This is a genomic window from Deinococcus grandis (assembly GCF_001485435.1).
GTDB lineage: Bacteria > Deinococcota > Deinococci > Deinococcales > Deinococcaceae > Deinococcus > Deinococcus grandis.
The window spans coordinates 1,762,411-1,786,979 of the sequence record NZ_BCMS01000001.1 but is presented as its reverse complement, the minus strand read 5'-3'; the positions used below and the strand labels follow the sequence as shown (position 1 = coordinate 1,786,979).

Genomic DNA, 24,569 nt, shown 5'->3' with positions numbered 1-24,569 from the left:
GCCGGAACCCCACGCGGAGGTTCCGGCTTTCACGGTGAAGCTTAGTTCTGCTCGACTTCGACCATCTCGCTGGCTTCGATGATGTCGCCTTCCATCACGTCGTTCCAGTCCACGTTGATGCCGCACTCGTAGCCGGTCTGCACTTCGCGGACGTCGTCCTTGAAGCGCTTGAGGCCCACGATGGTGCCCTCGTACACGACCTGCTTGCCGCGCGTGACTTTCGCCTTCGCGTTGCGCTTGAGGCTGCCGTCGGTGACGTACGATCCGGCGATGTTGCCGCTCTTGGGGTGGCGGATGACCATGCGGACCTCGGCGCGGCCCAGGTACTTCTCCTCGAACACGGGTTCGAGGTTGCCCTTGATCAGGCGGTCCACCTCGTCGATGAGTTCGTAGATGATCCGGTAGGACTTGATGTCCACGCCCTTGGTGTCCGCGACCTTCTTCACGCCGCCGGACGCGGTGACGCTGAAGCACAGGATGGTCGCCTCGGCCGTGGAGGCCAGCAGCACGTCACCCTCGGTGGGCGCACCGATCCCGGCGAGCATCACGTTGATCTTGACGTCGTCCTTTTCCTTGCGGGCGAGGATGCCCTGGATGGCTTCCACGCTGCCCTGCGTGTCGGCGCGCAGGATCAGGTTCACGGTGCGGATCGTGCCCAGCGGCCCGAGGAGGTCCTCGAGGCTGCGCTGGCCCTTGCGGCGGTCGCGGGCGTCTTCCTCGTCGCGGCGGACGTCGGCGCGACCGGCGACGACTTCACGGGCGGCGTGCTCGTTCTTGGCGCTGATGACCTTCTCGCCGCTGCTGGGGACCTCGCTGAAGCCCAGGATCTGCACGGGGGTGCTCGGGCCCGCTTCCTTGATGCGCGCGCCGCTACTGTCGGTCATCGCCTTGATCTTGCCGTAGTTCTCGCCCACGACCAGGAAGTCGCTGACGTGCAGCGTGCCCTCCTGCACCATGACGGTCGCCAGGACGCCCGCCTGCTTGTCCACCTTGCCCTCGATGACCACGCCGCTGAAGGTGCCTTTCGGGTCGGCGCGCAGGTCCTCGATCTCGGCGGTCAGGCTGATGTACTCCAGCAGGTCCTCGACGCCCTCGCCGGTCTTGGCGGACACGGGCACGACGACCAGGTCACCGCCGTACTCTTCGGGCACGAGGTTCAGCTGGGTCAGGTCGGTCTTGACGCGTTCCGGGTCGGCCTGGGGCAGGTCGACCTTGTTGATCGCGACGATCATGGGGACCTTGGCGGCCTGCGCGTGCGCGATGGCCTCGCGGGTCTGCGGCATGAGGCTGTCGTCGGCGGCGATCACGATGATCGCGATGTCGGCGACGTTCGCGCCGCGCGCGCGGATGGTCGTGAAGGCCTCGTGGCCGGGCGTGTCGATGAACACGATCTTGCCCTTGCTGGTCTTCGCCTCGAACGCGCCGACGTGCTGGGTGATGCCCCCGGCTTCCTTCGCCGCGACCTTGGTCTTGCGGATGTAGTCCAGCAGGCTGGTCTTGCCGTGGTCGACGTGACCCATGATGGTCACGACCGGCGCGCGGTGCGGGATTTCCTTCTCGGTGCTCACGGGTGCCTCGGTCTGGTCGGCCACCGGGGCGGCGCCGGTCTGGGCCGCCGCTTCGGTCGCCTGAGGAGCGGTCTGGGCGGTGGTCTGGGCGGGCGCCCCGGTGGGCGCGGCCGCGGGGGTCGTGTCGGCGTCGGCCTGGGCGGGTGCGCCGCCCTCGGCCTCGGCGGCCAGGATCTCCTTGATCAGTTCGACGGTGTCTTCCTCGATGGTGCTGCTGACGCTCTTGTAGGACACGCCGAGCCCGTCGAGGATGTCCAGCATCTTCGCGTTTTCGACGCCAAGGTCCTTGGCGAGGGTATAAATACGAACTTTCGACATGCTCACCTCCGGTGAGACCCGCGCCTGCTCTTACGCGCGGGGTAAATCAGTGGATCGGTTCAGGAGCGCCTGCGAGACGACCGGAGCCTGCGCTCCGAACGCGCGGCGCAGCCGCTTCTCCGCCCAGCACGCCGGGCTGTCGGCGCACACGTACGCGCCGCGGCCCGTGCGCGGCCCCTCCTGCACCCGCCAGCGGCCGTCCGCGTCCCGGCTCAGGCGAAGGAACTCGCCCTGCGCGCGGCGGCGACGGCAGGCCACGCACGTCCGCTCGGGCACGTGCCCGGTCTTCGGCGTGGGGGTAGGGGAGGGGGCGGCGGTCAAGGGTTACTCCTGCTCGTCGTCCGGGCTGGCGGTCGCGACCGACTTGCTGTCCTTGAACAGCGCGTCGAACGCCGACTGGGCGCTGCCCGAGTCGCGGCCGTCCTGCTCGTCCTGCATGGCCTGCTGCATCGCGGCGTCCAGGTCGCTGATCGCGGCGGTTTCCCGCAGGTCGATCTTGAAGCCGGTCAGCTTGGCGGCCAGGCGGACGTTCTGCCCGCCCTTGCCGATCGCCAGGGACAGCTGGTCGGGGGTGACGGTCACGGTCGCCTCGCGGCGGTCGGCCAGCACCTCGATCAGGCCCACCTTGGCGGGCGACAGGGCGTTGCGGATGAAGTCGCGGGTGTTGCCGTCCCAGAGGATCACGTCCACGCGCTCGCGGCCCAGTTCGCCGGTGACGGCCTGGATGCGATTGCCGCGGTGCCCGATGCACGCGCCGATCGGGTCGACGTTGCTGTTGTGGGAGAACACCGCGACCTTGCTGCGCTGCCCGGCTTCACGGGCGATGGCCTTGACCTCCACGATGCCGTTGGCGACCTCGGGAATCTCCTGCTTCAGGAGGTAGTCGAGCAACCTCTCGTCGGCGCGGCTGGCGAGGATCGTTGGGCCCTTGGGCGTCTTGCGGACTTCCTTCAGGTAGATCTTCACGCGGTTGCCCGGCGTGAGCTTCTCGCCGGGAATCTGCTCGCGGGGCGGCAGGATCGCCTCGCCCGCGCCCAGTTCCACGAACCAGTTGCCCTTGTTGTCGCTGCGCACCACCTGCGCGGTGAGCACCTGGCCCTCACGGTCCTTGTACTCGTTGAAGACCACGTTGCGCTCGGTTTCGCGCATCTTCTGCGTCAGGGTCTGCTTGGCGGCCTGCAGGGCGATGCGGCTGAACTTCTCGCGGTCGACGGGGAACTCCATCTCCATGCCGACTTCCACGCCGGGATCGAGTTCCAGCGCGTCGGCCAGGGAGATCTGCAGGTGCTCGTCCTCGACCTTCTCGACGACCTCGCGCACGATCAGCACTTCCAGCTCGCCGCTCTGCGGGTCGAGGTGCACCTCGATGCGCTTCTCGGGTTCCACGTTGCGGGTGTACGCCTGGGCGAGGGACTGCTCGAACGCCTCGATCAGCTGCATCTCGTTGATGTTGCGGGCCTGCGCCACTTCACGCAGCGCGTCGGCAAAGTTGAATTCCGGCTGGGTCATCTCACGCTTCCTTCTGGGTGCGTCACCGGCACCCACGAATCGATTCTTGGGGGGTTACCGGTGACGGTCGGGGAACTCGGCGAGGTTCGCCTGGAACGTCCCGGCGGTCAGCGTGACGGGCTCACCGCCGACCGTGAAGGTCACGCGGTCGCCGTCCACGGCCGTGATGGGCGCCGTGAACGCGTGGCCGTCGCCCCGCACGCGGGCCTTGAGGCCCAGCATGCGCTCGAAGTGCCGCGCGCGCAGCAGGGGCCGTTTCGCGCCCGGGGATTCGAACTCCAGGCGGTACTCCCCGGCGATCGGGTCGACCCGGTCGAACTCGGCTTCCGCGGTGCGGCTGGCGCGCGCCAGATCGTCCACCGTGACCGGCTGCTCGTCCAGACGGTCGATGCGGACCAGCACGATCGGCTGGCCGCCCATGTTCTGCATCTGCACTTCCAGCACCTCGAAGCCCAGGGGTTCCAGGGCGCCGCTCGCGAGTTGCATTAAGTTGTTGTTGTCGTTGTTATTCATATTGTGTCGGCTGACCAGCAGCCTGAAACCACCCCCTCCACGAAAAAAGGTGAGCGAACCGCCCACCCCCGTTCGAGGAATTACCCCCCCAGTATACCCCACTGGCGCGAAAACGCACGCCAGCCGTCACAAATGCCGCGTGCGGCGGCCTCCGGGGCGGGTCGCCCCCCTTGCGCGGACCGGCCCTGATCGCCTAGCATGTCAGGCCGCGTGGGCGGTTAGCTCAGCGGTAGAGCTCTCGCCTTACAAGCGATAGGTCGGGGGTTCAAATCCCTCACCGCCCACCACGAACGGGACCGATGGCCAGCTGGCGTCGGTCCCGCCTTTCTTGTTGTGTGTCAGCTGGGGCGGTTGTCGCGGTAGGCGAGTGCCTTTCCGGCGACCGCGCCGTCGGTGCTCAGGCGCGTCAGGTGCCCGACCCAGCCGGAGACGGTGCGGGTGACCGCCCCCGGTTCGCGGCCGGATTCGGCGTCCTGCACAGCGCGGCGCATGGCGGGCAGCGGCCCCTGGATGACCAGGCCGTGGCCGGTGGCCAGTGTGCGCAGCGGCACGTCCAGCAGGGCGCGGGCGGCGCGGGTGGTCTGCGCCGGGTCGTGCGTGCCGAAGGTGGGCAGGGGGAAGGCGGCGTGCAGGACGCTGGCGACCCGCAGGCGCGGCACGTTCACGAAGGTGTCGCCGCTGTACAGCGTGCCGTCGCGTTCGTCGAGGTACGCGACGTGACCGGGCGAGTGGCCGGGCGTGTCGATGACCGTCAGGGACCCCACGCGGTCCCCGTCGCGCAGGAGGCGGGTGGGTGCGGTCCTCACGCCCAGTTCGGCGAGGTTGGCGGTGTCGGCCGCGCCGACCAGAAGTTCGGCGTCTGGCCAGTGCTGCATCAGGGTGTCGATCGCGCCGACGTGGTCGCTGTGCGTGTGGGTCAGCGCGACGCGGCGCAGTGGGAGGCCCAGCTGCCGGGCGGCGCGGTTCACGCGGCGGTCCATGCCGCGCACTCCCGCGTCGATGAGGGTCAGGCCGTCGCGTTCGGGCACGAGGTACGCGTTGATCAGGCCGAACTGCGCCAGCCGGATGGGCGGCCGGGTCACCGCGCGCCGCCGTGCACGGTGCTCAGCAGGGCCGCGCCCAGGAAGACGGCGGCCGGGAGGGGGCCCGCGACGGCGGCCAGGGCCAGCGCGGCGAGGCTGAACACCGCGAGTTTCGCCGCGGGCCACGCGGCGCCCCTGACGGGCCGTGGGGCGCGGGGGGAGAGGAAGGTGCCCCACACGGCTGCGAAGGTGGTCACTGTGGCCAGGGCGGCGGGCCAGCCGCCCGTGCGCGCAGCCCAGGTGGTGACGGCGGCCAGGGCGACGAGTTCGGTGGTCAGGGCGAGCAGGTCGGCGGCGCTGACCTGGTACGGCGACCCAAGCTGAACGCTGTTCGCTTTCATGGTGAACACCGTACACCTTCGGCGGACGGGCGTCAAGACGTACACTGTTCACCGTGCCGTACCCCGCCAAACTCACCCCGGACACCATCCTCCGGGAAGCGCAGACCCTCCTCGACCAGGGCGGCCCCGACGCCCTCGCCATGCGGCCCCTCGCCGACGCGCTGGGCGTGCGCCCCGGCAGCCTGTACCGCCACTTCGCCAGCCGCGACGCCCTCCTGAACCAGCTGGCCGAACACGCCGCCGACGCCCTGCGCGACGACGTCACCGCTGCCGCCCACACCCAGGCCCCACGCGCCGCACTCGACGCCATCGCCCGGGCGTACCTGCACTTCGCCCACACCCGCCCGCACACCTACGACCTCCTGATGACCCCACGCCCCGAACAACCCCCCGGCATCAAGACCACCGCCGGAAAGCACCTCTGGAACGCCCTCCTGACCCACGTCGGTGCGCTGAGCGGCCACCCCGACGACACCGGGCACGCCGTCGCCTACTGGACGTTCCTGCACGGCGCGGCCAGCCTCCAGCGCAGCGGCCTCTACGGCGCCAGCGGCCCGCAAGGCGGCCTGGAGATCGGCCTGAGCGCCATTCTGGACCGCATGGAACGCGCCGCGAAGGCGTAACCCCGCTTCCAGCCGCCCACCCGGCCCGCCGCGTACACTGGGCGGCATGAAGCGTCGCCAGACCGTCAGCGTCAACGTCGGGGGGGTCATGGTGGGCAGCGCCCACCCGGTCGTCGTGCAGTCCATGACGAACACCGACACCGCCAACGCCGAAGCCACCGCCATCCAGATCGCGCAGCTCGTCCGGGCAGGCAGCGAGATCGTGCGCGTCACCGTCAACACCCGCGAGGCCGCCGCCGCCATCCCCGACATCATCGCCCGCCTGAACGAGGTCGGGATCGAGGTGCCCATCGTCGGGGACTTCCACTACAACGGCCACATCCTCCTGCGCGAATTCCCCGAAACGGCGCGCCTGCTCGCCAAGTACCGCATCAACCCCGGCAACGTCGGCGCCGGACAGCACCACGACGCGAACTTCGCCACCATGATCGAGGTCGCCAAAGAGTTCGACAAACCCGTCCGCATCGGCGTGAACTGGGGCAGCCTCGACCAGCAGGTCCTCGCCCGCCTGATGGACGAGAACACCGCCGCCGGGTCACCCAAGACCGGCACGGACGTCATGATCGACGCGATGGTCGTCTCCGCGCTGGAGAGCGCCGCGTACGCCGAGGAACTCGGCCTCGCGCACGACAGGATCCTGATCAGCGTGAAGGTCAGCAGCGCCCCGGAACTCTGGCAGGTGTACCGCCAGCTCGCCCCGCTGTGCGACTACCCCCTGCACCTCGGCCTGACCGAGGCGGGCATGGGCATGAAAGGTATCGTCGCCAGCAGCGCCGCCCTCGCGCCCCTGCTGATCGAGGGTATCGGGGACACCATCCGCGTCAGTCTCACCCCGGAACCCGGCGCGAGCCGCAAACTGGAAGTCGAGGTCGCCCAGCAGATCCTCCAGAGCCTCGGCATCCGCCAGTTCCTCCCGCAGGTCACCTCCTGTCCCGGCTGCGGCCGCACCACCAGCACCTTCTTCCAGGAACTCGCCCAGAAAATCCAGGACTACATCCGCGACACCATGCCCGACTGGAAGGCGAAATACCCCGGCGTGGAGGACATGCAGGTCGCCGTCATGGGCTGCATCGTCAACGGCCCCGGCGAGAGCAAACACGCCAACATCGGCATCTCCCTGCCCGGCACCGGCGAGGACCCCCGCGCGCCCGTCTACCAAGACGGCAAACTCCTGACTACCCTGCGCGGCCCCCGCATCGCCGAGGACTTCCAGGAGCTCATGGAGAAATACGTCGAGCAGCGCTACGGCCGCAGCGAGGCCCCCGCATGAGCGCCTGGGGCGTCGGCCCCTTCCAGAACGAGGCGGCCGCCGAGTACGCCGCCGAGATCGTACAGGACGGCGCGTACGCCCTGGCGGAAGCCTTCGACGTGGCGCTGGACCCCGACAACGACTACCTGGAGGCCGAGGAAGGCCACCGCGCCGTCGCCGCCGCCGAGACCCTCGCCGCCGTCCTGACCGGCGACACCAGCGCCCTGACCGACGCCGCCCTGCGAGCCTGGGTGCAGAACGCGGACGCCGCCGAACTGACCCACCTGCGCGGGCACGCCATGGAAGCCCTGGAACGCGTCCTCGGTCCCGGCAGCGAACTCCCGGACCTCTGGGAGGACAGCGAGGACGCCGACGCGTGGCGCGAGGACATCCAGCGTCTCCGCGCGGCGCTGAGCTGAGGACGCAGGGCTGACGATGGAGGGTTGACCGTGGAACCGGGCGTGCTGCCGTGGCTGCGGGATGACCTGACCCGCACGGACGCGCACGCCCCGGCGCGCCTGACCGCCGATCTGCACCGCTGCGCCCGCGAACTCGGGTGGACGCTGATCGGTGGACTCCACATTGACCCGCTAACGGGCGTGCGGGGGCAGAGCCTCCGACCTGCGACTGGTGGGGCAGAGGTGAAGCTGCTCGCGCACACCGACTGGCCGCTGCTGGCCTTCACGGACGCCACGCATCCGGGGCCGACCTTCGCGCCCTACCTCAATCCGCCCGGCCTGACCGCGTGGTGGCTGGTGCGCGGCTGGCTCGTCCCGGACGCCGCGTGGCTGAACGGCACACCCGACCGCGCCGACCTCGACTGCCTGCCACCCGGCACGGCGAAGGGCGCGCGGCACCTGGGGTGGACACGCGGTGACCTGCTGTTCCGGTACTGGTGACGGTCAGGTGTGTGCCCGCCGCGGTCCCCGCCAGTGGTCGAGGAGTTGCCGCCCGTCGCTGGGCATGCCTGCGCCCATACCCATCCAGGCGGGGTAGCGGACGGGCAGAGTGGTCAAGAGGGCCTGAAGTCCGGCGAACACGGCCAGCGCCTGCCCGAACAGACCGGTCAGAGGCTGTCTGGAAAGAGGGTTGAGGGCGTGGTGTCGAAAACAGCGTACTGTTTTTTATGACTCGGCACCGACACTACCCCAGCGATACCAGTGACGCTGAATGGGCCATCCTCTGCCCACTGATTCCCGCGCCTCAACCAGGCGGACGTCCAGCACGCATCCATCGCCGGGATGTCGTTGATGCCATCTTCTACATCACACGTGGCGGCGTGTCCTGGCGCATGTTGCCCGCCGATTTTCCGCACTGGAAGACGGTGTACAGCTACTTCCGGCAGTGGAAGCTCGATGGCGTCTGGCTGCGCGTCAATGACGCGCTGCGCACCCAGACTCGAGCGGCCATGGGCGGCAACGCCCGCCCAACGGCGGGCGTCGTGGATTCCCGGAGTGTGAGGACCTCCCAAAAAGGGGGGTCAGAGGGTACGACGGGGGCAAGAAGATCAACGGACGAAAGCATCACCTGATCGTGGATACGCAGGGGTTGTTGCTGGGTGTCACCGTCACGGCAGCGAACATCAGCGACCGCGAGGGTGGGAAGGTGTTGCTGCGACAGGTGCACCTGTCGCAGCCGCAGTGGTCACTCCATCTGTTCGTGGATGGAGGGTATGCCGGGCCGTGGGAGGCGTGGGTGAAGACCACTCTGGGGTTCAGCGTGGAAGTGGTACGGCGTGCGGATGCCAACACCCGAAGGTATTGGCTGCCTGTGGGACAGGAGTTGACGGAGGAACAGATCAAGACGTTCAGGGGGTATCGGACGTTCAAGGTGCTGCGCAAGCGGTGGGTGGTGGAGCGGAGCTTCGCGTGGTTGTCGTTTGATCGTCGCTTGAACCGGGAGTATGACCTGCTGCCGAGTACAACGGCGGCGTTCATCGGTGTGTCGTTTGTTCGGCTTATGATTCGCAGACTCGCGGCGTTCGCTGGTGAACAGCCGTCACCAGCTCGAAAATGACTTTCCAGACAGCCTCTCACCCGGTGGGCGACCCGTTCTGCCGCTCGTAGTTGCGGGTGCACATCAGGTTGCCCCGCCGCATCCCCAGCCCCTCGTAGTAGCGGACGAGGTGGTCGTCGCAGCAGAGGTCCACGGCGTACAGGTGCCGCAGTTCGTCCCCCATGCGGGTCATGAGGGCGCGGCCCACGCCCCGGCCCTGCCACGCGGGCAGATCTTCCAGCAGTGGAATGTACGCGGTCAGCACGCCGTCGCTGATCGCCTGCACGAAGCCGATGACCTGACCGTCCTGGACGGCGAGCACGACCCGGTACGACCCGCGCAGCAGCCGCAGGAACGTGTCGGGCGTGGGCGGGTTAGGCCAGTCCACGAAGAAGCCACGCAACTGCTCAGGCGTGAGGCCGTCCAGGGACGTGGTGAGGGCGTAGCTGGGTCGAGTCACGAGCGCCAGTGTGCCGTCCGCCCGCGCGTGGGGCACCGGCACACTGGCGTACGGGTCGTTTACGGAACGACCTGGGAGCCCTGCTCGCTGTACTCCGCGAGGACCGCCTGCGCGGCGGCGGTGGCCTGTCCCTGGCGGACGAGGACAACAACGGCGCCGCCGAAGCCCGCGCCGGTCATCCGGGCGCCGTACACGTCCGGGTGCGCCTGGAGCAGCGCGACGAGTTCGTCCACCCGTTCGTGACTGACGGCGTAGTCGCCTTGGAGGCTGGCGTGGCTGGCGTTCATGAGCTGCCCGAAGCGCGTGGCGTCCACGTCGGGTTCCAGTGCGGCCAGGACGCGGGCGTTCTCGGTGACGACGTGCCGGGCGCGTTCGCGCAGGACGGGCGGGAGCCTCTCGACGACCGAAGGGTCGGTCACGTCGCGCAGTTGCGGGACGTCCAGCAGACGGGCGGCTTCCTCGACCTGCGCCCTGCGTTCGTTGTAGCCGCTCTCGGCGAGGCGTCGCGGCACGCCGGAGTCGATGACGAGCACCTCCGCCCCGGCGGGGAACGGCACGGCGCGGCGGTCGAGGCTGCGGGTGTCGATCAGGAGCATGGTGCGGGTGTCGGCCAGGGAGCTGGCCATCTGGTCCATCACGCCGCACTTGACGCCCACGAAGTCGTGTTCGACCTGCACGCCGAGCAGGGCGAGTGCGACGTCGTCGAGGTCGAGGTCCGCGAGGTCCCGCAGGGCGCGGAGCGTGGCGACCTCCAGCGCGGCGCTGCTGCTCAGGCCGCCGCTGGGCACGTCACTGCCGATGAAGGCGTTCAGGCCCTCCTGCACGCCACTCAGGGCGAAGCAGCCGGTCAGGTACGGCGCGAAGCCGCTGCCGACCTCGCCGACCGGCACGCGGATGGTCTGGTCCAGGTTCGCGGAATACAGGACGTGCTCGCCCGTGCCGTTGCGGCCCAGCGCGACGGTCGCCTGCTGCGGGATGGCGGTGGGCAGCACGAAGCCCCCCTGGTAGTCGGTGTGTTCGCCCAGCAGGTTCACGCGGCCCGGGGCCTGCGCGGTGGCCTGCGGCGCACGCCCGAACGCCTGTTCATAACTGGTGTGGGTCACAGTCCGTCTCCTGCGGTGTCCGGCACGGCGCGCAGCTCGGCGGCGGCGACCTCCGGGAACTTGTCGTTCGCGAACTCCCCGGCGCCCTGCTCGGTCCCCGCCAGGAACTTCAGGCGGCCCGGGGCGCGCAGGTACGGGTAGATCTCGATGTGCAGCGGGAACGCCGGGCGGGGCGTGTCCAGCGGCGCCTGATGCACGGTCATCAGGTACGGCATCCGGACGCCGAACAGGCCGTCCAGGCGGCGCAGCGCGTCCCGCAGCACCCGCGCCATGCTGAGCCGCTCGGCGTCGCTCAGGTCACTCAGGAGGCTGACGGGGCGTGTGGGCAGCACCCACGTCTCGAAGGTGTAGCGCGCGAACAGCGGCACGACGCTCAGGGCCGCGCCGTCGTCGCGGATGATGCGGTCCTCGGCGGCGCGTTCCTCCTGGATGAAGTCCTCCAGCCAGGGGCGGCCGTGCTCGGCGACGTACGCGTCCATCTGCGCGGCAGCGCGCGCGGCGACCGGCGGGACGTGATCGTAGGCGTAGATCTGCCCGTGCGGGTGGTGCAGGGTCACCCCGACCTCCACCCCACGGTTCTCGAAGGGCAGCACGGCGTTGATCTGCCCGGTCTCCGCGAGGCGCGTGGTACGGTCCGCCCAGACGGCCAGCAGCAGGCTGATCTGCTCGTCCGTCAGGTCGCACAGGCGGCCCTGGGCACTCTGGCTGAACACCACGACCTCGCACTTCCCGACGCCCGCGCGCGTCCCGGCGGGGCCGGGTTCCGGGTCGGGGGCCGTGAGGGTCAGGCTGGGGAAGCGGTTGTCGAACACCGCGATGTCGTACTCGCCGCGCGGGAGTTCGGTGGGGTGCTCGGGGTCGCGGGTGGGGGCCAGCGGGTTGTACTCGGGCGGCGGGAGGAACGTGCGGCCCATGCGGTGCGCGGCGTACATGACCCACTCGCCGCGCACGGGATGCCAGCGCATGAGGGGCCGGGCGTCCACGGGGTCCGGGCTGGGGCTGGGAATCTCGCTGTCCACGCGGATGGGCGCCAGGCCGTACAGCGTCATGGCGCGCCCGTCGGGTTTCGTGAAGTCGGCGGCGTGGTACCCGCCGGGCAGGGCTGCAGTGGTGGATTCGGTGGTCATGCCTGCTCCTTGCCCTGCGCGGACCGGTACCCGTGCGCGGGAATGCCGTTCATGGCCCGGTCGGTGAGGTTGAACGTGCCGCGCGTGAAGTGCGTCACCGCGTCCCCGTGCGACGCCGCGAGCGTCACCGGGCGGTCCGGGGTGCTGACCGTCAGGCACTGCCGGAGCAGCGCGCGGCCCTCCTCGTCCAGCATGGCGATCGGGTCGCTGCTGGCCCGCAGGCCCCCGATGACGTCCAGCATCCCCGCGATGGCCTCCCGCTCGGTGGCGCTGAGCAGGCTCAGTTCGCGGCGGCAGATCGCCACGTCCGGGTCCGGCTGGTACCACGCGTGCTGATACCAGCGGCTCAGCGCGGTGTGCAGCGCGTTGCGGGCGCTGGGGCCGGTCGCGTCGCCCAGCCACACGCGGCGGGAGTCCTCATCCCACAGCGGGGCCACGTCGGGACCGGTGCGCATGGCGTCCACCAGCCCGATGCTCTGCGCCAGCGGCGCCCCGCACGCGAGGATGAAGGCGTCCTCGCCCGCGCCGTCCCGGAACGCCTGCAGGCCCATGCGGTACGCCTCGGCCCGACCGACCGTCGGGTCATGCCGCACGCCGGGCTGCGTCGCGCCGTACAGGAAGTCGATCTTCAGGTACGTGTACCCCCAGCCGCGCACCGTGCGCCCCAGCTCGCGGATCCAGTCCAGCGCGCCGGGGTGCGTGGTGTCCAGCGCGTGGTACGGGCCGCCCCAGTTGTTCCCGAACGCCAGCGGCTGACCGTCCTCGCCACGCAGCAGCCATTCGGGGTGGTCGCGGAACAGGCGGCTCTGCGGCTGCACCAGGAACGGCGCCAGCCACAGGCCCGCCGTGAAGCCCAGCTCCGCGAGGCGCGCGGGCAGCTCGCGGGCGTGCCCGCCGAAGTGGGCGCTGGGGTCCTCCCAGTCGCCCAGGAACGTCTGGAAGCCGTCGTCCAGCTGGAACACGTCGAAGTCCAGGCCGTGCTCGCGGGCCAGCCGGGCGTTGTCCAGCATGGCGTCCAGCGTCACGTCACGGTAGTACGAGTACCACGAGCACCACACCCGCAGCGGCGCCGGCGTCCGCGCGCCCATCGCCGCGCCCAGTTCGGCCGCGCGGGCCTCCAGCGTGGCGATCACGTCCCCGGTCTCCTCCCAGGTGACGGGAACGTCGGGACCTTCCAGGGTGCAGGTCACGGTCACGTCAGTGGTTCCGGCGCGGGCCTCCCACTGCGCGAAGGTGCGCGTGGCGTCCCCCACACTGCCCACCCAGCCGCTGCCGTCCGCGCGGACCAGCGCCAGCACGGTATGGCTGCACCACACCCCGGCCTCGCCGCTGGGCGGGAAGTCCGGATCGTGCCCCTGCTCCACCCGCCAGCCCTGCCCCGGGCAGGGTTGAACGTCCGTCAGCGGGCGCAGTTCCGCCTCGCTCCACGACTGGAAGCCACTGATCAACACCCGCAGGCCCTGCGGAGCCTCGTCGACAATCCACTTATTCACCCTTCGCTCCTTTCCCGTCCGTGGGCGTCCAGTCGCCGCCCAGCACCACCGAACTCACCGGGCCTAATTCCAGGCCGCCCCACGTCACCGCGTGCGGATGCCAGTTCTGCACCAGCGTCCGGTCCGCGCGGCGCGACACGCGCACCCCCTCCGGCAGGTCCAGCAGCGGCACGCCCGCGCCGCCCAGCACATCGCGCAGCACCGCCCGGATCAGATCGAGGCTGTGCGCGCCGATCACGGTCGCGTTCCCGTGGCGGATCACGGCGCTCTGCCCGTCCAGCGGCCCACCGGCGTACGTGGCGAGCGTCTGCGCGCCGGTCACGCGGTAGCTCTCGGCCCAGAGGCTCGCGTCCACGCTCCCGAACGCGCCGGTCACGCCCTGCGTCACGCCGGGACGCAGGCTGTCGTACTGCAAGAGGCGCGCCCCAGTCATCTCCGACAGCGGGCCGAACTGCCCGTCCGACCACGTCGCGCCGCCCGGCGTGCGGAACGCCGTGCGCGGCCCGAACACGAACGGCACGCCGCCCTGCGCCGCCGCCTCCCAGCGCGCCGCCCGGTCAGCGGGAACCAGCGTGATCGCCGGGGCGACCACCGCCGCGAAGCCGCTCAGGTCCGCGTCCGGGTGGGTGATCTGCACGTCCACGCCCAGCGAGCGCAGCGCCATGTAGTACGTGACCGTCTGCGCCCAGTAGCTCAGGCCCGCCGCGTGCCGCTGCTGGTCATAGATCCAGAGGCTCTCGTAGTCGTGCAGCAGCGCCACGCGCGCCGGAACCGGTCCCACCGGAAACTGCGTGAGGTCCAGGTCCGCGACCTCCGCGAAGCCCCGGTCGGGCGTCTCGTCGTGCCGCAGCAGTCCGGAGTGCATGACCTCCTGCGCCATCGTCGCGGCCCGCCAGCGGAAGTAACTCACGACGTCCGCCCCGTGCGCCCACGCCTGCGCCGTCCACAGCGCCACCGCGCCTTCGGCGGGCAGCGGGTTGTACGGCGCCCAGTTCACCTGACCGCACTGCTGCTCCATGACCCAGAACCCGTTCGGCGTGCCCGCCCCGTCCCGGCCCAGCCCGTCCTTCCCGAGCATCAGGCTGCGGTACACGTCGTGATTGAACGCCACCAGGTCCGGGTGCCCGGTGCGGGCGTAGTGGGTCTTCAGGTCCTCGTCCACGCCGGGAGGCGCGAAGAATTCCAGCATCCCGGTCGGGTAGTTGTCCCACGTCGCGAAGTCCAGGCCGCGCGCCACGTCGTAATGGTCGAAACCCGACTCGAAGATCATGAAGTTGTGCGTCACGAACCGCCCCGGCGACAGCTCCCGCAGGATCTCCACCTGCTCGGCCTGGAACGACGCGATCAGGTCCGACGCGAAACGGTGGTAGTCCAGCACGTGCGACGGGTTCGGTTCCGTCACGGTCAGCGCCGGGGACTTCACCTGCGCCCAGTCGGTGTACTCCATGCTCCAGAACACGTTCCCCCACGCCTCGTTCAGCGCGTCCAGCGTGCCGTAGCGCGCCTGCAGCCACGCGGGGAACACCGCCTCGCTCGCGCCGCCGTAGCTGCGGCTGGTGCCGTGACACCCGAACTCGTTGTCGGTCTGCCAGCCCACCACCGCCGGGTGCTGCCCGTACCGCTCGGCGACCGCGCGGGTGATGCGGCGCGAGTGCTCGCGGAACACCGGGGACGCGAAATCGTAGTGGCGGCGCGACCCGAACTCCCGCACGCGGCCCTGGTCGTCGAACGCCAGGATCTCCGGGTGCGCGCGGATCAGCCACGCGGGCGGCGTGGGCGTCGGCGTGCACATCACCACGCGCAAACCTTCTGCGGCGTAGGCGGCGATCGCGTCGTCCAGCCACGCCCAGTCGAACTCGCCGGGGCGGGGTTCCAGGCGACTCCAGGCGAACTCCGCGACCCGCACGAACCGCAGGCCCAGCTCCGCCTGCATCTGCGCGTAAGGCGCCCAGCGGTCGGAGGGCACATGCTCGGGGTAATCGCAGGTGCCCAGCATCAGGAATTCGGCGGTGGGATCAGGGTTCGTCATGGATCGCCTCACGGAGTGGGGAGTGGGGAGTGGGGAGTGGGGAGTGGGGAGTGGGGAGTGGGGAGTGGGGAGTGGGGAGTGGGGAGTGGGGAGTGGGGAGTGGGGAGTGGGGAGTGGGGAGTGGGGAGTGGGGAGTGGGGAGTGGGGAGTGGGGAGAAACCGGTTTCTGAGTTGGCTGGAGGGGCGCTTCACACCACGCGGACGTCCTGCACGGCCGCCAGCACGTCCGGTGGGGGAGAGGTCGCGGCGCGGTCGGTGATCAGGGTCGACACGCGGTCCAGCGGCGTGATGAACGCCCGGCTGACCACGCCCAGCTTGCGGTGGTCCGCGACGACCACCACCTCGCGCGCCTGCTCGGCCATCAGGCGCTTGACCTCGGCCTCCTCGTGGTTCGCGTTCGTCACGCCCGACGCGGCGTGCACGCCGTTGCAGCCCAGGAACAGCCGGTCGGCGTGAATGTGGCGCAGCACGTCCAGCGCGTACGGGCTGACCAGCGAGTGTTGCAGGGGCCGCAGCGTTCCGCCGGTCACGATGACCCGCACGCCCGGCAGGCGCTCGAGGAGCAGGGCGATGTTCAGGCCGTTCGTCACGACCGTCACGTCCTGCAGGGACGGGGACAGCGCCCGCGCGACCTCGGAGGTGGTGCTGCCCACGTCCAGGAACACGGTGTCGCCACTGCGGACCAGGGCCGCCGCCGCCTGCCCGATGCGCCGCTTGGCCGCTGCGAACTCGCGCATGCTGGTCTCCAGCGGGGCCTCGCGCCGCAGGTCCAGGGGCAGGCTGACCCGCCCGCGCGTGCGCCGCACGTGCCCGGCCTGCGCCAGCGCGCTGAGGTCGCTGCGGACCGTGACCTCCGAGACGCCCAGTAGGCCCGAGAGTTCCGTCACACTCAGTTCGCCGTGCTGGCGGACCAGCGCGATGATCTCGCTGCGTCGGCCCTCGATCATGCGCGCCCCGGAACTTTCATGTCTTTCGAATATTACGGAAGTTATGAAGTGGCGGCAAGAGGGGATCGCTGGACAGGCGCAGGAAACGGCACAAAAAACCCCGACCGCGCAGGTCGGGGCTTCCGGTGGTGGGGTCCGCTCAGCGGACGTCCATCAGTTCCACGTCGAAGATCAGGGTCGCGCCGCCGGGAATCACGCCGGGAACGCCCGCCGCGCCGTAGCCCAGGTGGGCGGGGATGGTCAGCTTGGCCTTGTCGCCCACGCGCAGCTGCGCGATGCCCTGATCCCAGCCCTGGATGACGTAGCCGACGCCCAGCGGGAACTCGATCGGCTCGCCACGGTCACGGCTGCTGTCGAACTTCTGGCCGTTTTCCAGCATGCCGGTGTAGTGCACGCGCACCATCTTCCCGGCCTGCGCCTGCGCGCCGGTGCCCTCGTGGTACTTGTCGATCTTCAGTTCCGTCTTGCCTTCAGCAGTCATGCGCGTCAGGGTACCTGACCTGGACACGTGTCCGCTACCCAAGCTGAAGTGACCATGAAGGCAATTAAGAGTATGCCCCGACTCATGGGGGGACGCTCAAGGAGCGCCAGCCGCAGCCGCTGGGCGTCCTGCACTCAAGCCGCCAGCTCATGCGCCCGCGCCACGCGGCCCGTCCAGTGAGCCTCATGAGGAACACCCGGGCCGACCCGCGCATCCGGCCGCACGCCGCGCGGGACCAGCGGCGCGGGGCCGTGCGCTACCCTGCGGCACCGTGAGTGCGCCCCCCACCACCTCCCGCGACAGCTGGCGCGCCTGGGTTCTCAGTGCCGCCGCCGCGTACCTGCTCACCACCTTCGGATTCACCCTGGCCCGCGTGGACGGCGACTCCATGAACCCCACACTGGACAGCGGCGACATGCTGGTCCTCCTGAAGTACCCCCGCTGGCTGCGCGCCTGGGGCCTGGGAGGGTCCTACCCGCGCCGGGGTGACCTGCTGATCTTCAAAGCACCCGCCGACAGTCCCTACGCCTTTGAGACGCTGTACGGCCTGCGGCACCGCCAGTACAACGTCAAACGCGTGCTGGCCCTGCCGGGCGACACCGTCGCGGTCCGCGACGGGCGGGTGGTGGTCAATGGCCGCGCCCTGGCCGAAAGTTACGCCAGCGAGGGCTTCGTGGACGACCAGCTTGCCCTGCGCGTTCCTGCCGGGAAGGTCTGGGTGATGGGTGACAACCGCCGCATCGGCGAGAGCCTCGACAGCCGCGTGTACGGCCCGGTGGACCTGCGCGACGCCGCCGGGCCCGCCGACCTGCGTCTGTGGCCCCGCCCGGGCCTGATCCAGCGCTGAACTGATCCCGCGCCGACCGGGCCCCAGGGTCCGTTCACGCAGGGCGGGGGGGACGCTCACACTCGGGCGGTACGGTGCCTCTCATGAAGTTTGCCCGTTCCCTGACCTTCCCCGCCGTGGCGCTCGCCGCCACCCTCGGCACCACCCACGCCCAGACGCTCGTGGGCTTCAGCGACCCGAAGCTGCCGTTCACGGTCAGCCTGCCCAAGGGGTGGCTGGGCGTTGATTTCAAGGACGGCACCAGCGGCGTGTCCATCGTGTCCGCCAAGGCCCCGCCCGCCACGCTGATGCGCCTGCTGTTCGTGGACAAGGCGGGCGGCAAGCCCACCCCCGAAGGTGAATTCAAGAAGTTCGAGGCCGGAATCAAGGGCACGGGCGCCGCCGTGAAGCAGACGGCCAGCCGCACCCTGAAGGTCGGTGCCCTGAGCGGCGTGGAGCGCAGCTACACCCTCACGCACCCCAAGGGCCAGCTGAAGATGCGCGTGTGGTACGGCGTCGGCGCGAAGAACCTGTACTCGTTCCAGCTGACCGACACGCCCGCCCGTTTCGCGGCGGCCAGCGGCACGTTCGACAAGGTGCTCGTCAGCGTCAAGTTCAAGTAGGCCCCCACACGCCGAGGCGGCTACCCGGTGAACAGGGAGCCGCCTCGGCGTGTGGACTTCAGTTCGCGTCGGGGTTGGGCATGCTGTTCGTGACGGCGGCGTCCACGCCGTCCTCGAAGCGTTTGAAGTTCTCCCGGAACATGCGGGCCAGTTTGCGGGCGGTCTGGTCGTAGGCGCCTTTGTCCGCCCAGGCGTCGCGGGGGTTCAGCACGCCCTCGGGCACGCCGGGCACCTGGGTGGGGAGCTCCAGGTCGAAGAAGCCTTCCTTCTCGAAGGTCACGTCGTCCAGCGCGCCGGACAGCGCCGCATTGATCATGGCGCGGGTGTGGGCGATGCTCATGCGTTTGCCCTGACCGTACATGCCGCCGCTCCAGCCGGTGTTCACCAGCCACACGCGCGCGCCGCTGTCCTGTACCTTCTGCGCCAGTAGGCGGGCGTACTCGCCGGGGTGGCGGGGCATGAACGGCGCGCCGAAGCAGGTGCTGAAGGTGGGGCTGGGTTCGGTCACGCCGTCCTCCGTGCCGGGGATCTTGGCGGTGAAGCCGCTGATGAACTGGTACATGGTCTGCTCGGCGCTCAGGCGGCTGATGGGCGGCAGCACGCCGTACGCGTCGGCGGTCAGGAACACCACGTTCTTCGGGTGGCCCGCGATGGACCCGGGCTGCACGTTGTCGATCTGGTCGATGGGGTAGGCGCTGCGGGTGTTCTCGGTCAGCGAACCGTCGTTCAGATCGGGTTCACCCTGTGCGTCCAGCACGACGTTCTCCAGCACGGTGCCGTAGGTGCGGGTGGTGCGGTGGATGGCGGGTTCGGCCTCGGCGTTCAGGTTGATGACCTTGGCGTAGCAGCCGCCCTCGAAGTTGAACACGCCGCTGTCCGTCCAGCCGTGCTCGTCGTCGCCGATCAGTTTGCGGCTGGGGTCGGCGCTCAGGGTGGTCTTGCCGGTGCCGCTCAGGCCGAAGAACAGCGCCACGTCGCCGCCTTCGCCGACGTTCGCGGAGCAGTGCATGGGCATGACGCCGGCTTCGGGCAGCAGGAAGTTCAGGACGCCGAAGATGCCCTTCTTGTTCTCACCGGCGTACTGGGTGCCGCCCGCGATGATCATCTTGCGCGTGAAGTTCACGATGATGAACGTGTCGCTGCGCACGCCGTCCACGGCGGGGTCCGCCTTGAAGGACGGGATGTTCAGCACGGTCCAGTCCTCGTGGAAGTCCGCGAGTTCCTCGGGGGTGGGGCGGACGAACATGTTGCGGATGAACAGCGAGTGGTACGCCATCTCGGTGACCATGCGGCAGCCGATGCGGTAGCGGGGGTCGGTCCCGGCGTACACCTGCTGTACGAACAGTTCCTTGCCCTCGGCGTGGCGGGTCATCTTGTCGAGCAGGCGGTCGAACACGACCGGGCTGATCGGGGTGTTGAAGCCGCCCCACCACACGCGGTCGCGGGTCAGGTCGTCCTCGACGATGAAGCGGTCCTTGGGGCTGCGGCCGGTCTTGTTGGTGCGGACGGTGAGGGGGCCGCAGGCGGCCTGTACGCCCTCGCCGAGCCGGATCGCATCGGCGTACAGGGCGTCCACGCCGGGGTTGAGGTGGATGGTGGCGGTCTTGATGCCGAGGTCGGCCAGCGGGTCGGTCGCGGTCAGGCTCATGGGTCCTCCGGGTGCAGCGCCGCCTCGTGGGGCGTGCCGGGGTGAATTGGTGTTCGATGTTACGGAGAAATTGTCGCCTGTGAAGCGGTTCCAGTCCAACCTTTGTGGTGTCACGCTTTCGGGGACAACAGCCGCAGATGTCCCCTTCGGACGGACGACCTTACACGCGGCGGCGCCCACCACGACGCGACATCTCAGTGTCTACGGCGGGCGTACCGATCCATTACCGCGTGCAAGGTCTGCACCCCTGACTTTTGTTCAACAGCCGAACAGAATAGCCGGACACCCCGGCCAACCAGCGCCAGGGGCCACGAAAAAGTGCCCTCCCGCCGTGGGAAGGCACCGATGAGTGGTGGAACTTCAGTTCGTCCGCTTGGCCTGACCGTCGGGCTTCGCCGCGCCGTCCTGCGCCGCCGTCTTGGCCGCTGCCGGAGCGTCCGGCGCCACCGCGCCCGCTGCCGCCGCACCGGTCGTCGCGGCCTGCGTGGCCTTCGCCGCGCCGGGTGCGGGCGTCGCCTGCGGCTCCTCGATGCGCTCCAGCCACATCGTCCCGATCAGGTTGCGGGCGTTGCGCCCCGCCTGATGCAGGCCCTGCGCGGCCTCGGGGCTGACCTTCTCCACCGCCGACAGAATCGCCTGCCGCGCGGCGGGCACGCGGGCCAGCACCACCGCGCCGGTGCCCAGCAGCACCAGCGTCGCGGCGGTCCCGCTGCCACTGCTGCGGTCATCCCTGCGGGCGCGGCGCACCTGCTTCTCGATGACCTTCAGTTCACGGCCCAGCTGTTTTTCCAGCGGTGCCAGCTTGCGGCTCACGGCGCGTTCCAGCTGCCCGCTGCTGAGGGTCTTCTTGCCACGGCGCAGTTCGCGCTCGGCGTCGCGGCGCGCCTGACGCAGGGTTCGTTCCACACGGCGGCGGCGCGCCTCGGCGCCGTCCACGGCCTCGTGCAGGGTGCTGCTGACCTGATCCTGCACGTTCGAGAAGAGTTCCGATGCCGCGCCCTGAGCGTCCGAGAGGGTCAGGGCCGCCACGCGGCGCGCGGGCCGCGTCGCCTTCTCGGCGCGCTTCAGGCCCCGCTGAGCCTGCGTCTGCACCGTCACCCCGGCGTCCGACGCGAGGCGCCCGGCCTCATGACCCAGCGTGCGGGCGCCCTTGCCCCCGGCCGTCGCCGCGCGCGCCGCGACCTCCTGCGCCTGACCGGCCAGTCCGCTCGCGGCGTGCAGCACGCTGTCCAGCAGCGCACTCGCGCGGGGTGCGGCCTCATCCTTGAGGCTGGAGGCCGTGCTGGCGACCGTGTGGGCGCCGCTGCGCGCGGTCTCCTGCGCGATCTGCGCGGCCTGCGCCGCGGCCGAGAGCAACGCGGGTTTCACGCTGTCACTCAGGGTGTGCTGGGTGCCGCTCCAGGCGCTGCGGGTGCCGTCCACCAGGGCGCGGCGCGTGTCACGGTTGGTCATCAGTCCGGCCAGGGCGCCCAGCAGGACGAGGCTGCGCTTGCTCACGCCGCCGGTCGCATCGGTGTTCGTGTTCATGGTGACTCCTTTGGGCCGGTCGCGCCCATGCAGGATGCAGGGCTGCGCGACCGGGTCATGCGGCCCATTCTCAGACCCACCCCCGAGCCCAGTGTGGGCGGAACGTAACGCCGCATTCATGTTCGCGCGCCGCGACGCGAAGGTCGCGCGCAGCACCGTCGCCCCGCGGGCCTTCGCGCTACACTCGGGGGCGTGACCCGCAAGGCCCCGCGTGCTGACGCCCCCCCCGCCCTGCCGCCCCTGCGCACCCTGGAAGTCCGGAACCTGGCGACCATCCGCAGCCTGAACCTGGCGTTCAGTGGCGGCCTGAGCGTCTTCACCGGCGAGACCGGCGCGGGCAAGAGCATCATCGTGGACGCCCTGGGCCTGCTGCTGGGCAGCCGCAGCAACACCGACCTGATCCGCAGCGGCGAGGACGACCTGCTCGTCACCGGCCACTGGGGCGACGAGATCGCCAGCCGCCGCGTGACCGCGCAGGGCCGCAGCACCGCCCGGCTGGACGGCGAGGTCGTCAGCCTGCGCGAATTGCAGGACTGGGCGCAGCGCCGCCTGACCATCCACTGGCAGCACTCGGCCGTCAGCCTGCTCACGCCCGCCAACCAGCGCGCGCTGCTCGACCGGCAGGTGGACGCCCCGCACGCCGCGTACGCCAGCGCCTACCGCGACTGGCAGGACGCCCGCGCCCGCCTGGAGCGCCTGCGCGCCACCGAACGCGAACGCGCCCGGCAGCTCGACCTGCTGCAGTTCCAGGCCCGCGAGATCGCCGAGATCAGCCCGCAGCTGGGCGAGGAGGACCCCCTCCAGGCCGACCTGACGCGGCTGGCGAACCTCGACACCATCGCGCAGAGTGCCGCCGGGGCGCTGCACCTCCTGAGCGACGGGGACGAGAACGCCCTGGGCTTCCTGAACGAGGCCGCCCGCGCCCTGAACGCCGGGGCGCGCTTCGACGACACCACCGCGCAGCTGCAGAGCGAACTGCGCGAGGCGCTCGCCAGCATCCAGGCGGTCGTGGGGGAACTGCGCGGCGTCGCCGAGGATCAGGCGCCCGACCCGGAGGAACTCGCGCGGGTCGAGACCCGCCTGGGCGCCCTGGGGAAACTCCGCGCGAAGTACGGCCCCACCCTGGAGGACGTCCTGAACTTCCACGCGCAGGTCGAGACCGAACTGGCCGGGCTGACCCGCGACGAGCAGGACGCGGGCACCCTGGACGCCGAGGTGGACGCCCTGCGTGCCCACGTGCAGGCGGCAGGGGAGAGGCTGGACGCCGCCCGCCGCGAACGCGCCGCGCCCCTGGCCGCCGACCTGCTGGCCGTCATCCGGCAACTCGGCATGCCGCACGCCCGACTGGAATTCCACCTGGGCACCCTGAACGAACCCGGCCCGCACGGCCTGAGCGACGTGACCCTGCACTTCAACGCCAACCCCGGCGAGGACCTCGCCCCGCTGGCCGACGTGGCCTCGGGCGGGGAACTCAGCCGCGTGATGCTCGCCATCAGCACCGTCCTGGGCGCCGACACGCCCGCCGTGGTGTTCGACGAGGTGGACGCCGGGATCGGCGGGAGCGCCGCGCACGCCGTCGCCGACCAGCTGAGAGCTCTGGCCGCCACCCGGCAGGTCCTCGTCGTGACGCACCTCGCGCAGATCGCCGCGCGTGCAGACCACCACTACAAGGTCGAGAAGAGCGTCGAGGGCGGCCGCACCGTCAGCCGCGTCCGCCTCCTGACGCCCGACGAACGCCTGCAGGAGATCGCCCGGATGCTCAGCGGCAACACCAGCGACGCCGCCCTGACCCACGCGCGCGAACTGCTCGCCGGGACCGCCTGAGCGGCGCCAAGCGTCAGGATTTCTGAAAGGCGGCGTTCAGTCGCCCGTCAGACTGCGCTCATAAGCTGGGACTCATGAAACGAACCCTGCTCGCCGCCGCCCTCCTCGGCGCTGGACTGCTCAGCGCATGCTCCATGACCGGCCCCGGCAACCTGAAAGTCCACGAGGCCGTTCTGTACGGCGGCGCGCAGGAACGCGTCGTGTGGGTGTACGGCACCCTCCAGGGCAGCGCCAGCAGCGTGAAACTCGGCAGTCAGAGCGCCGACCTGCGCGCCCAGGTCAGCGATCCCATCGCCACGCCCGGCAGCCTCAGCGTGAACGGCAAGGCCACCTACCGCGAACCCACCGCCACCCTCCCCGCGCAGGTCACCGTCACCCGCCAGGGCAGCGCCTTCACCGTCACGCCCGCCAGCGGCGCGCAGATCAGCGCCGTGTACTACACCGACGGCCAGAGCTGGACCCGCCTGAACGGCACCATCGGCACGGTCGGCGGCACCCGCGTGGACGGCCTGAAAGGCGCCGGGCAGCTGACCGACGACGAGGCCCGCGTCCTGAGCGACACCCTGCGCCCCCAGGGACCGCTGGCCGTGGCCGTCCTCGCCAACCAGCCCGCCCCGGCACTCGCGGTGGAACCCACGCCCACCGAGCACCTGCGCAGCGACCTGTACATCCTGAGCAGCGTCCCCACCGCCCAGGTCCAGCCCCCCCGCCCCCTGCCTGGCACCCCCACCACCCCGACCCCCACCACGCCGACCCCCGGAGGCAACGTGACCGTCACCCAGATCGCCACCGGCACCAACGCCAACACCAGCGAGGCCGGCGTGCAGGTCGCCGCTACCGCCAGCGCCGCCAGCAGCCTGTACGCCCGCGCGTACGGCCGCCAGAGCAGCGTCCCCACGCCCCCCAGCGTCACGGGCCGCACCCTGATCGGCGTGTTCCTGGGCCAGCGCCCCACCGGCGGGTACGGCGTGCAGGTCGTCAGCGCCAGCAGCAGCGGCACGCAGCTGACCCTGCGCGTCCGCCTGACCGCCCCCGCACCGGGCGCGATCCTCGCGCAGGTCATCACCAGCCCCTGGGCCATCGTGAGTGTCCCCGGCAGCTACTCGGCCGTGACCGTCATCGACGAGAACGGCCAGCCGCTCCCCACCGCCACGGGCGGCGGACAGGTGCGCTGACCCCAGCTTCACGCGGCAGGAGCGGTCATCCCACAGAGGGTGACCGCTCCTGTCTGTCGTGGTCCTAGGACGTCCAGACGTGACCTGATCCGGTGCAGCGCTGAGGCG

General features: G+C 70.4%; 25 protein-coding genes and 1 tRNA gene. 11 read left to right on the top strand and 15 right to left on the bottom strand.

Translation table 11 applies throughout. The features are described 5' to 3' along the window. Positions 1 to 41: 41 nt before the first annotated feature. Genes infB through rimP form a run of 4 tightly spaced genes read right to left on the bottom strand, consistent with a single transcriptional unit; the run spans position 42 to position 3,908 of the window. The gene (gene infB, locus DEIGR_RS08810) at positions 42 to 1,886 is read right to left on the bottom strand and encodes a translation initiation factor IF-2 (protein ID WP_058978627.1); all 1,845 of its coding nucleotides are present in this window, start codon (positions 1,884 to 1,886) and stop codon (positions 42 to 44) included. Between the two features lie 30 nt (positions 1,887 to 1,916). Beyond that, complete coding sequence (locus DEIGR_RS08805) at positions 1,917 to 2,207, bottom strand: YlxR family protein (RefSeq protein ID WP_058976620.1); 291 nt, start codon at positions 2,205 to 2,207, stop codon at positions 1,917 to 1,919. A gap of 3 nt (positions 2,208 to 2,210) precedes the next feature. Beyond that, positions 2,211 to 3,395: a transcription termination factor NusA gene (gene nusA / locus DEIGR_RS08800; protein WP_058976619.1), complete on the bottom strand. Its 1,185-nt coding sequence runs from the start codon at positions 3,393 to 3,395 to the stop codon at positions 2,211 to 2,213. A 54-nt stretch (positions 3,396 to 3,449) separates the two neighbouring features. Continuing rightward, entirely contained in the window at positions 3,450 to 3,908 is a 459-nt protein-coding gene (gene rimP, locus DEIGR_RS08795) for a ribosome maturation factor RimP (RefSeq protein WP_058976618.1), read from the bottom strand. A 212-nt stretch (positions 3,909 to 4,120) separates the two neighbouring features. On the opposite strand from rimP, the gene DEIGR_RS08790 reads away from it, so the two are divergent. Then, a tRNA-Val gene (locus tag DEIGR_RS08790) sits at positions 4,121 to 4,195 on the top strand. A 51-nt stretch (positions 4,196 to 4,246) separates the two neighbouring features. Here the strand turns inward: DEIGR_RS08790 and DEIGR_RS08785 are convergent. Both DEIGR_RS08785 and DEIGR_RS08780 read right to left on the bottom strand, forming a co-directional pair. Next, positions 4,247 to 4,990 (bottom strand): MBL fold metallo-hydrolase, encoded by a 744-nt coding sequence (locus DEIGR_RS08785; RefSeq protein WP_058976617.1) that lies wholly within the window; start codon positions 4,988 to 4,990, stop codon positions 4,247 to 4,249. After that, on the bottom strand, positions 4,987 to 5,331 hold the full coding sequence (locus tag DEIGR_RS08780) for a DUF2568 domain-containing protein (protein WP_058976616.1): 345 nt from the start codon (positions 5,329 to 5,331) through the stop codon (positions 4,987 to 4,989). The genes DEIGR_RS08785 and DEIGR_RS08780 overlap by 4 nt, the downstream gene beginning before the upstream one ends. A gap of 53 nt (positions 5,332 to 5,384) precedes the next feature. Here DEIGR_RS08780 and DEIGR_RS08775 point away from each other — a divergent pair, with 53 nt between their 5' ends. The 6 genes from DEIGR_RS08775 to DEIGR_RS08755 all read left to right on the top strand — a co-directional run bounded on the left by DEIGR_RS08775 (position 5,385) and on the right by DEIGR_RS08755 (position 9,219). Further along, positions 5,385 to 5,954, top strand: a complete 570-nt coding sequence (locus tag DEIGR_RS08775; RefSeq protein WP_236704710.1) for a TetR/AcrR family transcriptional regulator — start codon at positions 5,385 to 5,387, stop codon at positions 5,952 to 5,954. 46 nt (positions 5,955 to 6,000) lie between these two features. Continuing rightward, the gene (gene ispG, locus DEIGR_RS08770; RefSeq protein ID WP_058976614.1) at positions 6,001 to 7,224 is read left to right on the top strand and encodes a flavodoxin-dependent (E)-4-hydroxy-3-methylbut-2-enyl-diphosphate synthase; all 1,224 of its coding nucleotides are present in this window, start codon (positions 6,001 to 6,003) and stop codon (positions 7,222 to 7,224) included. Then, positions 7,221 to 7,622, top strand: coding sequence for a DUF4259 domain-containing protein (locus tag DEIGR_RS08765; RefSeq protein ID WP_058976613.1), 402 nt, complete (start codon positions 7,221 to 7,223; stop codon positions 7,620 to 7,622). Before ispG ends, DEIGR_RS08765 begins: the two co-directional genes overlap by 4 nt. Before the next feature lie 24 nt (positions 7,623 to 7,646). Further along, entirely contained in the window at positions 7,647 to 8,102 is a 456-nt protein-coding gene (locus DEIGR_RS08760) for a hypothetical protein (protein ID WP_058976612.1), read from the top strand. Positions 8,103 to 8,329: 227 nt separating this feature from the next. Beyond that, positions 8,330 to 8,734: a transposase gene (locus DEIGR_RS19630; RefSeq protein ID WP_083523980.1), complete on the top strand. Its 405-nt coding sequence runs from the start codon at positions 8,330 to 8,332 to the stop codon at positions 8,732 to 8,734. Then, a complete protein-coding gene (locus tag DEIGR_RS08755; protein ID WP_083523979.1) occupies positions 8,710 to 9,219 on the top strand; it encodes a transposase in 510 nt (169 codons plus the stop codon). The genes DEIGR_RS19630 and DEIGR_RS08755 overlap by 25 nt, the downstream gene beginning before the upstream one ends. A gap of 16 nt (positions 9,220 to 9,235) precedes the next feature. Here the strand turns inward: DEIGR_RS08755 and DEIGR_RS08750 are convergent, their stop codons facing one another. The 7 genes from DEIGR_RS08750 to DEIGR_RS08720 form a co-directional block, all read right to left on the bottom strand. Then, positions 9,236 to 9,658 (bottom strand): GNAT family N-acetyltransferase, encoded by a 423-nt coding sequence (locus tag DEIGR_RS08750; protein WP_058976610.1) that lies wholly within the window; start codon positions 9,656 to 9,658, stop codon positions 9,236 to 9,238. A gap of 59 nt (positions 9,659 to 9,717) precedes the next feature. Then, positions 9,718 to 10,761 carry a galactokinase gene (galK, locus tag DEIGR_RS08745; RefSeq protein WP_058976609.1) on the bottom strand — a complete coding sequence of 348 codons (1,044 nt, stop codon included), beginning with the start codon at positions 10,759 to 10,761 and terminating at the stop codon, positions 9,718 to 9,720. Continuing rightward, positions 10,758 to 11,888: a galactose-1-phosphate uridylyltransferase gene (gene galT / locus DEIGR_RS08740; protein ID WP_058976608.1), complete on the bottom strand. Its 1,131-nt coding sequence runs from the start codon at positions 11,886 to 11,888 to the stop codon at positions 10,758 to 10,760. The genes galK and galT overlap by 4 nt, the downstream gene beginning before the upstream one ends. After that, positions 11,885 to 13,381, bottom strand: coding sequence for a glycoside hydrolase family 36 protein (locus DEIGR_RS08735; protein WP_058976607.1), 1,497 nt, complete (start codon positions 13,379 to 13,381; stop codon positions 11,885 to 11,887). Before DEIGR_RS08735 ends, galT begins: the two co-directional genes overlap by 4 nt. Then, entirely contained in the window at positions 13,374 to 15,410 is a 2,037-nt protein-coding gene (locus tag DEIGR_RS08730) for a beta-galactosidase (RefSeq protein ID WP_058976606.1), read from the bottom strand. Before DEIGR_RS08730 ends, DEIGR_RS08735 begins: the two co-directional genes overlap by 8 nt. Before the next feature lie 188 nt (positions 15,411 to 15,598). Continuing rightward, entirely contained in the window at positions 15,599 to 16,357 is a 759-nt protein-coding gene (locus DEIGR_RS08725) for a DeoR/GlpR family DNA-binding transcription regulator (RefSeq protein ID WP_058976605.1), read from the bottom strand. 139 nt (positions 16,358 to 16,496) lie between these two features. Beyond that, a complete protein-coding gene (locus tag DEIGR_RS08720) occupies positions 16,497 to 16,838 on the bottom strand; it encodes an FKBP-type peptidyl-prolyl cis-trans isomerase (protein WP_058976604.1) in 342 nt (113 codons plus the stop codon). 271 nt (positions 16,839 to 17,109) lie between these two features. On the opposite strand from DEIGR_RS08720, the gene lepB reads away from it, so the two are divergent. Both lepB and DEIGR_RS08710 read left to right on the top strand, forming a co-directional pair. Then, positions 17,110 to 17,685: a signal peptidase I gene (gene lepB / locus DEIGR_RS08715; RefSeq protein WP_058976603.1), complete on the top strand. Its 576-nt coding sequence runs from the start codon at positions 17,110 to 17,112 to the stop codon at positions 17,683 to 17,685. A gap of 83 nt (positions 17,686 to 17,768) precedes the next feature. Next, the gene (locus DEIGR_RS08710) at positions 17,769 to 18,287 is read left to right on the top strand and encodes a hypothetical protein (protein ID WP_058976602.1); all 519 of its coding nucleotides are present in this window, start codon (positions 17,769 to 17,771) and stop codon (positions 18,285 to 18,287) included. 58 nt (positions 18,288 to 18,345) lie between these two features. On the opposite strand, the gene pckA is transcribed toward DEIGR_RS08710, so the two are convergent. Beyond that, complete coding sequence (gene pckA / locus DEIGR_RS08705; RefSeq protein ID WP_058976601.1) at positions 18,346 to 19,935, bottom strand: phosphoenolpyruvate carboxykinase (ATP); 1,590 nt, start codon at positions 19,933 to 19,935, stop codon at positions 18,346 to 18,348. A gap of 360 nt (positions 19,936 to 20,295) precedes the next feature. Continuing rightward, positions 20,296 to 21,462: a hypothetical protein gene (locus DEIGR_RS08700; protein WP_058976600.1), complete on the bottom strand. Its 1,167-nt coding sequence runs from the start codon at positions 21,460 to 21,462 to the stop codon at positions 20,296 to 20,298. Positions 21,463 to 21,654: 192 nt separating this feature from the next. Here DEIGR_RS08700 and DEIGR_RS08695 point away from each other — a divergent pair, with 192 nt between their 5' ends. Then, positions 21,655 to 23,286: a DNA repair protein RecN gene (locus DEIGR_RS08695; protein ID WP_058976599.1), complete on the top strand. Its 1,632-nt coding sequence runs from the start codon at positions 21,655 to 21,657 to the stop codon at positions 23,284 to 23,286. Positions 23,287 to 23,360: 74 nt separating this feature from the next. Further along, entirely contained in the window at positions 23,361 to 24,461 is a 1,101-nt protein-coding gene (locus DEIGR_RS08690; RefSeq protein ID WP_058976598.1) for a protease complex subunit PrcB family protein, read from the top strand. Positions 24,462 to 24,569: the final 108 nt, after the last annotated feature.